Source organism: Haloferax sulfurifontis (assembly GCF_014635105.1).
GTDB classification, from domain to species: domain Archaea; phylum Halobacteriota; class Halobacteria; order Halobacteriales; family Haloferacaceae; genus Haloferax; species Haloferax denitrificans.
The window spans coordinates 189,367-203,508 of record NZ_BMCI01000006.1 but is presented as its reverse complement, the minus strand read 5'-3'; the positions used below and the strand labels follow the sequence as shown (position 1 = coordinate 203,508).

The window sequence follows — 14,142 nt, the reverse complement described above, 5'->3', positions numbered from 1 at the left end:
TACCACACAATCGATAATAGTCGTTTTGTTCGGTTCGAATTTCGAACCGCTCGCGGCTTATAGCGAGCCGCGGAGGACCTTCGCCGCGGTCAGAATCGGGTCCCAGACGGGGCTAAAGGGCGGCGCGTAGCCGAGGTCGAGTCGCTCCACCTCGGCGACCGTCAACTCGGAAGCGAGCGCGGTCGCCACGGTGTCGATTCTGACGGCGGCGCGGTCGGCCCCGACGATGGTCCCGCCGAGCAGTCGCCCGGTGTCGCGGTCGGCGACGAGCGTGACGGTCGTCTCGGCGGAGCCGGGGTAGTAGCCCGACCGCGAGCCGGCGGTGATGGTCTCCGAGACGGGGTCGAAGCCCGCGTCGCGCGCCACGTCGAGGTCGGTCACGCCGGCGCGGCCGCACTCGAGGTCGAACGCCTTCACGACCGAGGTGTCGGCGACGGTCCCGATGGGTTCGGGGTCGCCGGCGACGGTCTGACCGATGGCGCGCCCGGCGCGGTTCGCGGGCAGGCCGAGCGTGTTCCACGTCGGCTCGCCGGTGACGACGTGGTCGATTTCGGCGCAGTCGCCCGCGGCGTAGACGCCGTCGGCGCTCGTCCGCCCGTAGTCGTCGACCGCGATAGCGCCCGTCTCGCCGAGGTCGACCGCGTCGGCGACGAGGTCCGAGTTGGGCCGGAGACCGATGCCGACCATCGCCGCGTCGACCGCGAGGTCGCCGTCCTCGCAGACGACGGCCTCCACCCGGCCCGCGTCGCCGCCGCGGAGCCGCTCGACCGACGCGCCGAGGTGGAGCGTGACGCCGTGGGCTTCGAGGTGTTCCTCGACTCGCTCGCCGACCGCCTCGCCGAAGGTGCCGAGGACGTGGCCGGACCGCTGGAACAGGTGCACGTCGAGTCCGTGGGCGGTGAACGCCTCCGCCATCTCGACGCCGACGAAGCCGCCGCCGACGATGGCGACCGACTCGGGCGGTTCCATCGCGCCGAAGCGGGCCGCGCGCGCCTCGTCGACGAACCCGCCCCCGCCGAGGTCGGCCACCGACGCCTCGTCCGGGTCAGTGAGGAACGACCGAATCGCCGCCGCGTCGTCCAGCCCGTGGAGCGTGAACGCGCCGTCGAGGTCGATGCCGTCTATCGGCTCGCGGAGCGCCCGCGCGCCGGTGGCGACGAGGAGGTCGCCGTAGGGCTGTTCGAACGTCCCCTCGGGGCCCTCGACCGTGACGACCCGCTCGTCGGTGTCGACGGCGACGACCTCGTGTTCGCGCCGGAGGTCGATACCGCGGTCGGCGGCCGCCTCGGGCGACAGCGAGAGCATGTCGGTGAGTTTCTCGACCTCGCCTTTGACGAAGTAGGGCGTGCCGCAGTGGGCGTAGGAGACCCAGCGGCCCCTCTCGAAGACGACGACGTCGCGGTCGGTGTCGGCGCGGGCGAACTTGCTCGCGGCGGAGAGTCCGGCGGCGTCGCCGCCGACGACGACGAATGGTTCGGCAGACATCGTGAGAGAGTGGTACGCCCGCCGACACGTAATTTCCCCGGCCGGACGGAGGGGGCACACGGACGCGCCGGGGACGGTCGAGGGGCCGGCGACGGCGGCCGGAAGCGAGGCGAAAACGAGCGAACCGGCCCGTCAGTGGCCGACGCCGCCGCGCTCGGCCGCGAGCGTCCCGAGCACCCACGCGCTCACGGCGGGCGTCTCGCGCGCGGCGAACTCGGCGGTCGCGTACTCCGAGACCGCGTTTCGCGCGGCCCGAGGGTCGCCGTCCTCGTAGTAGTCGTCGCCGAGGTAGTCGTCCCCGTTGCCCACCATATAGGCGATATCGACCAGCGCGCGCCGCGTCAGGTGCGGGTTCGATTCGTCCGAGCGGGCGGCTTCGAGGGCTTCGAGCGCGCCGAGTTTCGCGTCTCTGACCGCGGCCGCGGACTCGACCGACTCGTACCGGCCTCGCTTGACCGCCGTGACTGCCTCCTCGAACGCGCGGCGGTGCGTCTCGGCGGTGTGCGAGCCCACGAGCGCGGTGGCGAATCGCCCGCTTCGGAGAGCTTCGCGGGCGTCCCGAAGCCCGCTTTCGACTTCGACGAACGTCTCCACCAGCAGGTCTTTGGCCGGCGTGGATTCGAGTTCCTCGGTGTCGAACCCCTCGCCCTCGATGACGGCTTCGAGCCCGCCCTCCTCGGGGTACTCGGCCCGGCGGTCCTCGACGACCGCGCCGAGCGAGGACGCGGTCGACTCGAACGCGTCGGTGAAGTCCACCGGGTCGTGAATCGACGCCAGATAGCGGTCGCGGACGTGGCGCGCGCCGTCGAGCGACGCCCGCGCCGACTCCACCGCGTCGAGCAGTTCGCCGACTCGCGGGGCGCTGTCGGCGTAGCGACCGTACTCGTCGGCGTTGTCGAGACGCCGGGCCGCACCCGCGACGAAGTCCTCGACGGCGTCGTACACGACGAGCGCCCGGTCGGGTTCGTCGCCGAGGTAGCGCGTGCCGAGCCTGAACGACTCGATATCGGCGCGGACCGCCGCGGCCTCGTCGCGCACGTCGGCCTCGGTGAGGTCGCCGACGGCGGCGTCGTAGGTCCCCTTCGCCATCGCCGCGGCCCCGCGGGCGTAGCGCAGTCCCCGAAGCGTCTCGAAGGGCGACTCGTCGGTGTCCGAGGGGGCGAGGGCCTCTGCGGCGTCCGCGTACGCCTCGGCGTAGACGTTCCGAACGCCCTCGTTCGGGACCTCTTCCGGAGACATCGTCTCGGGGACTGAATCGAGGAGTTCGCGGGCGCGAGCGCGACTCAGTTCGAGGTACGATTCCGCGATGGGGGCCGGGACGCGGGCGGGGAACGCCGGCGACCCGAGTTCCCTGACCTCCCGGAGCGCCGCCGCGTCAAGTGCCGAGTCGTCGGATTCGGATTCACCCGCGTCGAGTGCCGTACAGCCCGCGAGTCCGGCGACGCCGACCCCGGCGAGCGAGGCGAGCACGTCGCGTCGCGTTCGGGGCATCTCAGGCGTCCTCCGTCTCGGTTCGGAGCGACGGCGGGAGGTGACAACTGCTTCCGCCGCCGTGTCCCCAACTCGACTCGCCCTGCGACGAGTAGGGCAGTCGCACCAGCGAGGCGACGACGTGGCGGTCGTCCACGGAGCACTCGACCGACGCCGGCCGGAGCGGGTAACAGAAGTCGAGGTGGACGGCGCTGTCCGGCGGGTTCGTGACGTACAGCAGTTTTACCCGGTGGCAAGCGTTCGTCCGGTGCTGGGTGATGACGAGCGTCTGCGCGTCGAAATCCGTCTCGTCGATGAACGCGCGAGCCTCGTCGATTCCGTCGGGGTCCGCCGCGAACTCGACGTCTGCGCGTTCCTCGTCGGTGGTGACGAGGAAGTCGTCGAGGTACGACGACCCCGCCCCGTCGTCGTCGCGGGCGGCGTCTCGGAAAATCGCGCTCTCGGTGTCGTTTCGGAGTTGGAGCTGGTCGTAGTCGGTGACGAGCGTGTCCGGGGAGGGACCGGACGGCACGTCCGAACTGGAACTGGACCCCTCGCCGGAACACCCGGCGAGCGCGGCGACGAGCGACGCGCCGCCGGCGCGGAGGACCTGTCTGCGAGTCGGCAGGGACATGTGTCGATTTTCCAACCGAACGCCGGCGGTATGGGTGTTCCGATACACCGGGTCGCCGCCGGCCGAACCGCGGGACATTTCCCCGACGGTCGCCTCGTCTCGACCGACAGATGCGCGAGGACGAGTTGGCGACGCGGGTGGTCGAGCACTTCCGGGCGGCCTTCGACGACGTGGAGATTCACCTCGAAGAGCCGTACGACCACTACGGGAACCGCGGCGTCGCCGACGTGTACGTCCGGGTGCGGACGCCCGAGCCGGTGGATTACCTCATCGAACTCAAGGCCGACGCCGCCGTCCGCCACGCCACCGGCGCGAACGAGATACTCCGCCAGTACCGCCGCATGGAGCGCTACTTCTACAAGGACGACGAACACGCCATCCGGACGAAACTCGGCCGCGAGGGGCCGGGCGTCCACGCGCTGTTGCTGTTCGCGCCGACGAGGCGCTGTGTCGAGCACGTCCGCGAACACGCCGCCCTGTACGAGTCGGTCGACCCCGAGGCGACCGTCGAGGGCGTCGAGGCCGTCCGCAAGGTGGCCTTTCTGACGAATCTCGACCGCGCGCCCGAGGGCGAACTCGGCTTCCTTTCTCTCAACGGGCCGCTCGCGTTCGACTCGGTCGCCTTCCGCGAGGCCGTCCCGTCGGGGTCGCGCCTCGCTGACGCCCTCTGGGGCAACGACTAGCGGACACGCTCATACACCCCCCGTTCGTAGGGGCGGGCATGGGAACGATTCGAGAGTCGGTTCGAATCCCGTTGGGGGACCTCCGTCAGCAGGTCGCTGACAGCTTCGGCGTCGCGGCGTCGCTCGTGGAGATACACGGCATCCGGCTCGAAGACGGGGCAATCGAAGTCGAGGCGAGCTACCCCGACGGCGAGGACGTGCCGGTGGTCGAACTGTTCGTCACCGACCCGACCGGGCACACCGAGTCGTACGTCACCGAGTTGAACGGCGCGAAGAACCTCCTCATCGCCGGCGAGGACGTGCTCGTCGAGCTCGTGGACTACGACCCCGAGCGCGGCGAGGTGTTCGTCTCGGTGAAACACCGACAGGACGGCGAACTGGTGACCGTCCTCGGTTGCGGGGAGAAATGGGTGATTCCGGTCGAGCGCGACGGCGTCGAGGAGTCCATCCGCTGTCGGATACAGACCGCCGTCGGGCCGACCGGCGACGACTCCTGACCGGAGAGCCGCCCACGAGAGCCGTCCCCGAGCGCTACCCCTCGTACTCCACGTAGGAGACGCAGTAGCCCTCGGGCGAAATCTCGCCCGCGACGATGGCGCACGCGCCCGCGCCGTCCCCGTTTTTGTCCTCGATGTAGTACCGGCAGGTCGAACACTGCCTGCCCTCGCTCGGCTCCTCTTGATACGAGACGGCCTCCTGCGACGAGAGGCTGTCGGGGTTGCGCTGGGTGCCGCCGAGGGACGTGGCGGTCGCGTACTCCGCGGGGACGCCCCCGGTCGACCCCGACGACTGCGTCGTCGTCGCGGTCGCGGTCGTCTCGGCCGCGCCGCCACCGCCGCCGGAACAGCCGGCCAGCCCCGCCATCGCGGCGGTCCCGGTGAGCCAGATGAACCGTCTCCGGGTGCGTCCCGCGTCGGTCTCGGCGGTCTCGCCGGCGTCCCGACCGCGCGTCGGTCGGTCCGGTCGGTCCGGTCGGTCCGGTCGGTCGGTCGCGTCACGGCGTGGCGTCCGCTCGTCATCTGCCATGCCAGTCTCTGACGCGCGGCGTCGGGAAAACCGAGCCAGCCGTTTCTCGCGTGGCAAGAATTGCGGACGCGTTGATGGTGTCACGCCACTAAGTAACACGGATGCGCGAATCGGGCCGCGAGAGAGCGAAAATCGGGAAGTGAGAGGTGACGAGCCCCGTGAACCTCACTCGTCCGGGCGAATCCGTGCGAGTCGCATCGCGTTGCCCGTCACGCCCATGGTCATCCCGGCGTCGCCCGCGAGGACCGCGAGCGCGACCGAGACGTAGCCGAAGGGCACGCCGACCGCGAGGACGGCCTTGATTGCGAGCGACGCCCAGATGTTCTGCCGGATGACGCCGTTGGCCCGGTGGGAGAGTTCGTAGAGGTACGGGAGCTTCGAGAGGTCGTCGGCCATGAGGGCGATATCGGCCGTTTCGAGAGCGGTGTCGGTGCCGGCCGCGCCCATGGCGACGCCGACGGTGGCGGTGGCGAGCGCCGGGGCGTCGTTGATGCCGTCGCCGACCATGGCGACCGAGCCGTACTCGTCGAGCAGTCCCTCGACGGCGGCGACCTTGTCCTCCGGGAGGAGGCCCGCGCGGACGTCGTCGACGCCGACCTGCTCGGCGATGGCGCGGGCGGTCCCCTCGTTGTCGCCGGTGAGCATGACGACCGAGAGGCCGGCCTCCCGGAGCTTCGCGACCGTCTCGCGGGCGTCGGGGCGGACCTCGTCGGCGACGGCGACGAGGCCTTCGAGGTCGTCTTCGGTGCCGACGACGACGACCGTCTTGCCCTCGGACTGGAGGCGCGGAATCGTGTCCTCGACGAGGTTGAGACAGCCGTGGCGGTCACAGAGCTCTCGGACGTCCGCCGAAAGCTCCTCGCCGGGGCCGGTGACGTGGACGTGTTCGAGGTCGAAGCCGAGCTCCTCGAAGAAGCCGGGCTTGCCGGCGAAGTGCGGGACGCCGTCGAGGTCGGCGCGGACGCCCTTGCCGGTGACGCTCTCGAAGTCGTCGACCTCGCGGCCGGCGACGCCCGTCCCCTCGGCGTGGGAGACGATGGCCTCGCCGATGGGGTGTTCGCTCCGGGATTCGAGGCCGCGGGCGCACCGGAGCACGTCCTCTTCGGAGTTGCCGTTGAGCGGAACCACGTCGGTGACGGTGAGTTCGCCTTTCGTGAGCGTGCCCGTCTTGTCCACGGCGATGGCCTCGACCGAGCCCATCGCTTCGAGGTGCGTGCCGCCCTTGATGAGCACGCCGTTTTTCGCGGCCGACGTGATGCCCGAGACGACCGAGACGGGCGTCGAGATGACGAACGCGCAGGGGCAGGCGAGCACGAGCATCGTGATGCCGTAGACGAACCACGTCACCCAGTCGAGGCCGAACGCGAGGGGCGGAATCGCCGCGACCGCGATAGCGACGAGGACCATGACCGGGGTGTAGTACGACGAGAAGCGCTCGACGAACTGCTCGCGTTCGGTCTTGTTGGACTGAGCGTCCTCGACCATCGAGACGATGCGCGAGAGGGTGTCGTCGCCCGCGGCGGACTCGACGCGGACTTCGAGGTAGCCAGCCTCGTTGACGGTGCCCGCGAACACCTCGTCGCCCGCGGTCTTGTCGACCGGGACGGACTCGCCGGTGATGGGGGCCTGATTGACCGCGCTGTCGCCCGTGACCACCGTCCCGTCGACGGGTATCTTCTCGCCGGGCTTGACGGCGACCACGTCGCCGATTTCGAGTTCTTCGACGGGAACGACCGTCTCGACGCCGTCGCGGAGGACCGTCGCCTCGTCGGGCGAGAGGTCCATCAGTTCGCGGAGGGAGTCGCGCGTGCGGTCCATCGAGTAGCGTTCGAGGAGTTCGGAGACGCTGAAGAGGAACGCGAGCGTCGCCGCCTCGAAGTAGAGGCTCGTCGGCCCGGAGATGAGGCTCGCGGCCACGGCGCTGAGAATCGCCGCCGACATGAGGAAGTCGATGTCGAGACTGCGGTTCTTCGCCGAGTAGTAGCCGTTGCGGAGGATGGCCTGCCCGCCGACCGCGGCCCCGAGGACGTACAGCAGTTCGGCGACCGTGAACGAGACGCCGAGAACGCTGGCGACGACGAGTTCCAGCCCGAGCAGGTACTCGGCGGCGATGCCCGCCGCGAGGAAGCCGCCGCTCACCCACGTTTTGACCGCGCGCGTACTGCGCCAGACGCTCTCGCGGTCCGCGTCGGAACCGCCGTGAGAGTGACCGTGACCCTCGTTGCCGTCGTCGGCGTCGGTCCCGGTGACCTCGTAGCCGGCGGATTCGACGGCCGAGACGACCGAATCGAGGTCCGCGTCGGCCGCGAGCGTGACGAGCGCAGTCCCGGTCGTCGGGCGCGTTTCGTACGACAGCACGCCCGGCGCGCCCCGGAGCGCGTTCTCGACCTTCCCGGCGCAGGAGGCGCAGTCCATCTCCGGGACGGAAAGCGACACCTCGCGCGTCGAGGGGCCGCCTTCGACGGCGTAGCCCGCGCCCTCGATGTTTCCCCGGATGTCATCGGGCGTGGTCCGGTCGGGGTCGTAGTCGACGACGAGCCGGCCGGTCGTCACCCGCGGGTCGACGTCGCCGATGCCGTCGAGTTTCCGGACGCTCGTTTCGACCTTGCTCGCACAGGAGGCGCAGTCCATCTCCGGGACGCCGAACTCCGCGCGGGCCGAGCCGTCGGACCCGCCGATGGGGTCGCCGGTGCCCGTCTCGCCGGGCGCTCCCGACGCCGACGCGGACTCGACCTCGCAGGCGTCGCCGCACCCGCATTCGTCGCCCTCCTGCGAGTCCGTGGACGCGTCCGCACCCTCATCGAGGTCGGAGTCGGGGTCGCGCCCGTCGTGTTCGCTCATACTCGGCAGTAGCCGGTGACGGATTAATAATCCACCTGTTAGAAACGGGGGGTTTGATATTGTAAATTCACAAATTAGAGACGGTTAGTTATTAATCAGAGGAACGGCGGGGACGCGGTCGGCAGTGAGATGAGCCACAGGCTGAGAATCGTGTAGAGAATCATCACCGCGACGAAGGGGAACTGGCTCCGGACGGCCTGCAGTCTGCTGGGGAAGGTCCGGTAGGCCTGCGAGTGTGCCACCCACACCGCGAGCAGGTGGCCGAGGAGGACGAATCCGACGTTCAGCCCGCCGAACCACGCGGGGAGCGTGAGCACGACCGGGTTCGCCGGCGACGACAGCGGCGACGACAGCGCGTGGACGAGCATCGGCGACAGCGAGACGAAGAAGCCGAAGTAGTGCGCGAGGTGGTAGCCGGCGGCGATGGCGAGAAGCGGGGGGGCGAATTTGACCGCGAGGTCGAGCGGCGTCTCGAAGGTGTCGATGCGGCTGGCGGTCACCCGCGCCGCGAGGACGTAGAGTCCCAGGAAGACCCCGAAGCCGCCGAGGTAGAGCAGGCCGTAGACGAAAAGCGGCGGAAGCCCGACGCCCACCAGCGACCGGACGGCCGCCGCGCCCTGCTCGGTCGTGACGAAGCCGCTGAAGGTGAGTTCCCAGACGAGGACGACCGCGACGGCCACGTCGCCGAGGTCCGTCAGGTCGTCGTCGGTGACGAGTCGCATCCCCGGCAGGCGGAACGAGAGGCCGTCGCCGTCGAGGCGAACCGGCGCGACCCGGCCGTAGAAGTGCAGGAAGACGGAGACGGGGTCGACGTTGTCGAACCACGCGTCCGCGCCGACGACGACCGCGCCGACGAGGGTGACGACCGAGTAGACCACGAGCGCCGTCGCGAGGACCGACGGCCGAGTCGTGACGGCGGTCGCGGTCTCGACCCAGACGAGCGTGAGAATCCCCACGACTGCCGGCCAGCGGCCGAGCCGCTCGGGGTACGAGACGAAGCCGTTCGGAACCGCCGAGACGACGGTTCGCCACGGGTTCAGCGCGCGCCACGTGTCGGCGACGAGGTACGAGAGCATCGTGTAGCCGGCGCGGAGTCCGGCGAAGACGACGATGACGGCGAAGCTGACGGTCGGAATCTGCGGGCCGGCGTAGCCCAGGTAGACCGCAAGCGCGAGGACCGCGAGGCCGAGGACGCCGCCCGCGACCCGGAGCGCGCGCAGGACGCCGTCGGAGACGCCCGCTTCGGGGCCGGTCTGCCACAGGTGGACGCGCTCGATGAACCGGCGGTCGGTGACGAAACTGGCGAGGAGCGCGGACGCACCGACGGTCGCGCCGCCGGTGGCGAGATAGAGCCACCGCGGGACAGCGAGGTTGTCCTGCGACGCGCCCGCGAGGCCGACCGCGGCGTTGCTCGCGGCCGCCGGGTCGGCGAGGAGCGACAGCAGACTCGCCACGAGGAGGCCGAGACCGAATCGCCTGAGAGTGGTGGGTCGGAGTCGGGTCATGATGCGAAGACGATAAACAGCATGAGGAATCCGAAGTACAGCAGGACGAGGACGCCGAGCGCCCGGATGCGGAACGACTTGAGTTCGCCTTCCTCCTCGTAGTACGCCTCTCGATACGCCTCGACCTCCGCGGCGTCGAGGTCGTCGGGGTGTCTCGCGCCCCGATGGAGGACCAGCAGTCGCTCGGTCGGATACGCCTCGCCGCACGCTGTGCAGGTGTGGCGGTCGCGCGTCGCGTCTGTGTCCGTGATCATCCGATAGTCACTCGAAGTTCGGAGGGGTTGGCTTCTGAACGTTTCCATCGCGGGCGTCCGCGTCGGGCGGTGAGGGTCGAAAACATCGAAGCGCCGTCTCAGACCTCGAACCGCATCGGCTCGAACGTCATGAACGCCGTCTCGTAGCCGTCGTGGCGGGCGACCTGCGGCGGCACGTCCACCGAGAGCGTCAGCGCGTCGCCGGATTCGACGCCCTCGACGCCCGCGCCGTAGTGGTAGCTGAGGTCGGGGTCGAGCGTCCGGGCGAGTCGCGCGCCGTCGAGGACCGTCGTTCCGTCGCGGTCGAGCGTGGCTCTGACGCCCATCATCGGCAGGACGAACTCGTTGTGCGGCGTCCGCGCCGAGACGTAGAGGTACGCGCCGTCGACGCCGAACCGGGAGCCGTCGTCGACGACGAAGGCGTCGAACAGGGCGTCCGCGCTCGTCTGCCGGCCGATGTGGCGACCGGGGAGGTCGGCGACTGCGGGCGCTTTCCCGGTCGGGACGCCCATCATCTCCATCGCGGGGACCGCGCCGCGCGACCCGGCCTCGTCGCCGAGGCGCCGCAGTTCCACGTCGTAGAGGTCGTCGGTCTCGAACGCGAACTCGAACGTCGCCGTCTCGGCCGACTCGAACCGCCCGGCGAACGAGCCGGTCCGGGAAAGCGAGGTGCCGCCGACGTGGACGCGGGCCTCGTAGTCGCCCTCGCCGTCGAGGACGTAGTTCGAGCCGTAGTGCATCCCCATCTGCTGGGAGAGCATCGGGTAGGCGACCTCCTCGCTCACGAGGTCGCCGTCGCGGAGAATCTCGATTGAGACGCCGGCATCCAGCGGGAGGACGGTCCCCGTCTCGGCGTCCCACAGCGACGCCATGAGGTGAATCGAGTCGTCGGCCTCGACGACGGTCTTCTGAAGCTCCGAACCGGCGGCCGTCCAGAAGCGGTGGGGATACGAGTAGGTGAGCGCGACGCCGTACGGTCCGGCAGTCGTCTCCCCGTACATCTTCATCCCCTCGGTGATGGCGGGCAGATAGACCGCGGCCGGCCGGTCTTCGACGAGCGGCGGGTCGCGCCACGCCGACTGTCGTTCGAACCCGCCGAGACACCCCGCGGTCGCCGCGAGGGTTCCGATTCCGAGCGTCTTGATTGCGTCTCGTCGTTTCATGGTATCTCGGACCTCGTCGGCCCGTGTGGCGTGCCGCCGCGCGGAACCCGCGAGACGGTGATTGGCTCCGCTAGCGGCCCGGTGCCAATGTCGGTTGCGCTTCCCGCTCGGCTTTCGAGGGGCGTGTCGTCGTTATCAACTGCCGGTTCGCCGCATCACGTTTATATCTCCGCTCGCGCTCCGTTCGAACGATGAACGACTCGCCGCTCGACGGTCTCGACGCCCGCGCCATCGCGCTGGCGTACCTCGGCTTCGGGACCGCCGGCATCCTCGGCGGCGAGTTACTGCTGTCGACCGTGTTGGGTTCGACCCCGACTCCCGCGGCCAAGGTCGTCGGCGGGCTGTCCTTCGTCGCCGTCTCCACCGCGTTCGTCTGGGCGCTCGTCGCCCGGAAGGACCGCCGAATCGAACGCCAACAGGCGTCAGTTCGGTCGTCGCTGGAGCACCTTCGCACCGTGGTCGCCGCGTCGCCGGTGCCGATTACCGCGGTCACGCCCGAGGGGCGCGTAACGAGGTGGAACGACGCCGCCACGGAGACGTTCGGCTGGGAACGCGAGGAGGTGCTCGGCGAGCTAATCCCCTACGGCGCGAGCGAAGGCGGTGAGAACAGCGAAAGCGTCGAGGAGATTATCCGGCGGACCATCGCCGAAGACGGCCTCTCGAACGTCGCGGTCGAGCGACGACGCGCGAACGGCGACCACGGAGAGTTCCGCCTCTCGACGGCGGTCATCCGCGACGCCGACGGCGAGGTTTCCGAAATCGTCGGCGTCTTCGTCGACGTGACGGCACAACAGCGCCGGGAGCGGCGACTCCGCGAGTTCGAGCAGGCCGTCGAGCAGGCGGGCCACGCGATTTACCTCACCACGCCGGACGGAGAGATTACGTACGTCAACCCGGCGTTCGAGGAGACGACCGGCTACGACGCCGCGGAGGTCATCGGCGAACCGGCGTCGATACTCAGTTCGGGCGAGATGCCCGAGACGTACTACGAGCGGCTGTGGCGGGCCGTCCAGTCCGGCGAGACGTGGCAGGAGCGAATCATCGACCGACGGAAGGGCGGCGAGCTCTACACCGCGATACAGACTATCGCGCCCATCGAGAGCAACGGCGACATCGACGGCTACGTCGCCATCCAGTCCGACGTCACCGAGTCGGAGCTGACCAGACAGCGGCTCGGCGTCCTCAACCGGATGTTCCGGCACAACCTCCGAAACCGGATGAACGTCATCGAGGGCTACGCGGAGCTGATTCGCCAGAACGAGGCCGCGGTCGCCGACAAGGAACTCGCCGATGCCGCCGAGGCCATCGTCGAGGCGGCGGGCGACCTCGCGTCGCTCTCCGAGAAGGCACAGACGGTCTCGGACGCCCTCGAATCCGAGGGATCGCCGCGGCGCGTCTCGACGCTCGTCGAGGACGCCGTGTCGAGAGCCGAATCGGCGTATCCGGAGGCGACGATGCGGACGGACATCGAGACGGGGCTCCGCGAGCGAGTCGACAGCCGCGTCGGCGCGGCGCTCGACGAGCTAATCGCGAACGCGCTCAAACACGGGGGCGAGACCGTTCACATCGACGTGTGTCGAGCCGAAGACGACGACTCCAAACTCATCGTGCGAGTCGCCGACGACGGGCCGGGCATCCCCGACGAGGAGTGGCGAGTTATCAAGCGCGGCGAGGAGACGCCGCTCGAACACGGGACCGGGATGGGCCTGTGGCTGGTCCACTGGGTCGTCAAGAAAGCGGGCGGGAGCATGGAGTTGGAACCGTCTTCCCTCGGGGGGACGGCCGTGATGCTGAAGCTTCCGGTCGGGTCGGAGCGGCCGCGGGCGTGGTTCCCGAACGACGATTGACCACCGCCGGTATTGCGATGTCAGAACAATCCCAACGTCGAACTCCGAGCGGTGACGCCCGTCGAGCGGAGTGGCCGCGTCAGGCGTCGAGGAGTTCGACGAGGTTCCCCTCGGGGTCGCGGACGAATGCGATTCGCGTGCCGCTTTCGGTCGTCTGCGGTTCGCTGAGCGTCTCGGCGTCCGACGGGAGTTCGGCGACCGCGGCGTCGACGTCGTCCACCGAGAGTCCGAGGTGGGTCGCGCCGGGACGGTTGAGCGTCGGTTCGTCGGCGTCGGTGCCGACCGGGTCGTACTCGACGAGTTCGACGCGCACGTCGCCGCCGTCGAGGTGGGCGAACCGCGCCGACGCGCCGTCGACGGAGACGGCGGTGGCGAACTCCTCGCCGCCGACTTCGAAGCGGGAGACGACCGGCAGGTCGAGCGCGTCGCGGTAGAACGCGAGCGTCGAATCGAGGTCTGAAACGGTGATGCCGACGTGGTGGGCGTTGGTGTTCACGGTTCGTCTGCGCGCGCAGAGCCTCAAAGGCGCTTCGCTCGGAACGCGGAACGCGGGGCGGCGGCGTCGACGGAACGTCCGATTCCGCGCCGCCGCCGGAGACCGTATCGCATATACCCGCTCGGCCGCCCACGTAGGTATACGATGGAACCGAGAGGTGCGCGACGCGAGGTGGTGCGACCGTGAGCGAACCGTTCGTCGAATCGCTCCCCGGACGGGCGGTCCCCAAGTCGTTCGTCGCCGAGCTCGAAACGAAAGAGGCGATTCAGCAGGCCGTCGCGGTCCGCGGCTACAACATCGAACGCGACGGCGAGACGGTTCAGCACGCCTACCAACTGGTCGTGAACGTCCGCGGGAAGTACATCCTCGGCCTCCACCTCTCGAACGGGACGTGGCGCGTCGTCTTCGACACCCGCGAGCACCCGAAACTCGCACAGGAAGGCCCGCGGGCGGCCTACGAGGCCGTCCACGACGCGCTCTACGAGCGCGCGCCCTCCGACGCGGAGATAGATTTCGAGTCGACGCCGCGGTTCTGGAACGCCTCGCAATAGGGGCACAGGCGGCTCTTTCGGCCGGTTCGACGGTCCCAACTCCGTGAGCGGCGCGTGTGAAACGCGCGTGCGCGCCGCCGCGGCCGACGACCCGCCCGCACCCCACACCACCGTGTCCGCAGAAACCCGAGGCGTGACGGTTCGAACCGGCGTGTCACGCGGGCGGGAGAGTCTGATTCGGGGTATC

Annotated in this window: 13 protein-coding genes; 4 read left to right on the top strand and 9 right to left on the bottom strand. The window is 69.6% G+C overall.

The window, feature by feature from the left end; all coding sequences use genetic code 11:
* Nucleotides 1-57: 57 nt before the first annotated feature.
* The 3 genes from IEV64_RS16285 to IEV64_RS16275 all read right to left on the bottom strand — a co-directional run bounded on the left by IEV64_RS16285 (nt 58) and on the right by IEV64_RS16275 (nt 3,589).
* The gene (locus tag IEV64_RS16285) at nt 58-1,485 is read right to left on the bottom strand and encodes an FAD-dependent oxidoreductase (protein ID WP_188424499.1); all 1,428 of its coding nucleotides are present in this window, start codon (nt 1,483-1,485) and stop codon (nt 58-60) included.
* 132 nt (nt 1,486-1,617) lie between these two features.
* Complete coding sequence (locus tag IEV64_RS16280; protein WP_188424497.1) at nt 1,618-2,976, bottom strand: hypothetical protein; 1,359 nt, start codon at nt 2,974-2,976, stop codon at nt 1,618-1,620.
* Nucleotide 2,977: 1 nt separating this feature from the next.
* Nucleotides 2,978-3,589, bottom strand: coding sequence for a hypothetical protein (locus IEV64_RS16275; protein WP_188424495.1), 612 nt, complete (start codon nt 3,587-3,589; stop codon nt 2,978-2,980).
* Nucleotides 3,590-3,699: 110 nt separating this feature from the next.
* Here IEV64_RS16275 and IEV64_RS16270 point away from each other — a divergent pair, with 110 nt between their 5' ends.
* Nucleotides 3,700-4,272, top strand: a complete 573-nt coding sequence (locus tag IEV64_RS16270) for a hypothetical protein (protein WP_188424493.1) — start codon at nt 3,700-3,702, stop codon at nt 4,270-4,272.
* 38 nt (nt 4,273-4,310) lie between these two features.
* Nucleotides 4,311-4,769 (top strand): hypothetical protein, encoded by a 459-nt coding sequence (locus tag IEV64_RS16265; protein WP_007276235.1) that lies wholly within the window; start codon nt 4,311-4,313, stop codon nt 4,767-4,769.
* A 34-nt stretch (nt 4,770-4,803) separates the two neighbouring features.
* Here the strand turns inward: IEV64_RS16265 and IEV64_RS16260 are convergent, their stop codons facing one another.
* From IEV64_RS16260 to IEV64_RS16240, 5 genes are all read right to left on the bottom strand, one after another.
* Nucleotides 4,804-5,298 (bottom strand): high-potential iron-sulfur protein, encoded by a 495-nt coding sequence (locus IEV64_RS16260; RefSeq protein ID WP_188424491.1) that lies wholly within the window; start codon nt 5,296-5,298, stop codon nt 4,804-4,806.
* 165 nt (nt 5,299-5,463) lie between these two features.
* A complete protein-coding gene (locus IEV64_RS16255; RefSeq protein ID WP_188424489.1) occupies nt 5,464-8,139 on the bottom strand; it encodes a heavy metal translocating P-type ATPase in 2,676 nt (891 codons plus the stop codon).
* 95 nt (nt 8,140-8,234) lie between these two features.
* The gene (locus IEV64_RS16250; protein ID WP_188424487.1) at nt 8,235-9,644 is read right to left on the bottom strand and encodes a hypothetical protein; all 1,410 of its coding nucleotides are present in this window, start codon (nt 9,642-9,644) and stop codon (nt 8,235-8,237) included.
* A complete protein-coding gene (locus IEV64_RS16245; RefSeq protein ID WP_188424485.1) occupies nt 9,641-9,898 on the bottom strand; it encodes a DNA-binding protein in 258 nt (85 codons plus the stop codon). Before IEV64_RS16245 ends, IEV64_RS16250 begins: the two co-directional genes overlap by 4 nt.
* 98 nt (nt 9,899-9,996) lie before the next feature.
* Nucleotides 9,997-11,061 carry a DUF7350 domain-containing protein gene (locus IEV64_RS16240; RefSeq protein WP_007276230.1) on the bottom strand — a complete coding sequence of 355 codons (1,065 nt, stop codon included), beginning with the start codon at nt 11,059-11,061 and terminating at the stop codon, nt 9,997-9,999.
* A gap of 191 nt (nt 11,062-11,252) precedes the next feature.
* Between IEV64_RS16240 and IEV64_RS16235 the strand changes: the two genes are divergently transcribed.
* A complete protein-coding gene (locus IEV64_RS16235) occupies nt 11,253-12,908 on the top strand; it encodes a PAS domain-containing sensor histidine kinase (RefSeq protein WP_188424483.1) in 1,656 nt (551 codons plus the stop codon).
* A 79-nt stretch (nt 12,909-12,987) separates the two neighbouring features.
* Here IEV64_RS16235 and IEV64_RS16230 read toward each other — a convergent pair whose 3' ends face one another.
* Nucleotides 12,988-13,404, bottom strand: coding sequence for a VOC family protein (locus IEV64_RS16230; RefSeq protein ID WP_007276228.1), 417 nt, complete (start codon nt 13,402-13,404; stop codon nt 12,988-12,990).
* Nucleotides 13,405-13,586: 182 nt separating this feature from the next.
* Between IEV64_RS16230 and IEV64_RS16225 the strand changes: the two genes are divergently transcribed.
* Nucleotides 13,587-13,955 (top strand): DUF7964 domain-containing protein, encoded by a 369-nt coding sequence (locus IEV64_RS16225; protein ID WP_188424481.1) that lies wholly within the window; start codon nt 13,587-13,589, stop codon nt 13,953-13,955.
* Nucleotides 13,956-14,142 lie beyond the last annotated feature (187 nt).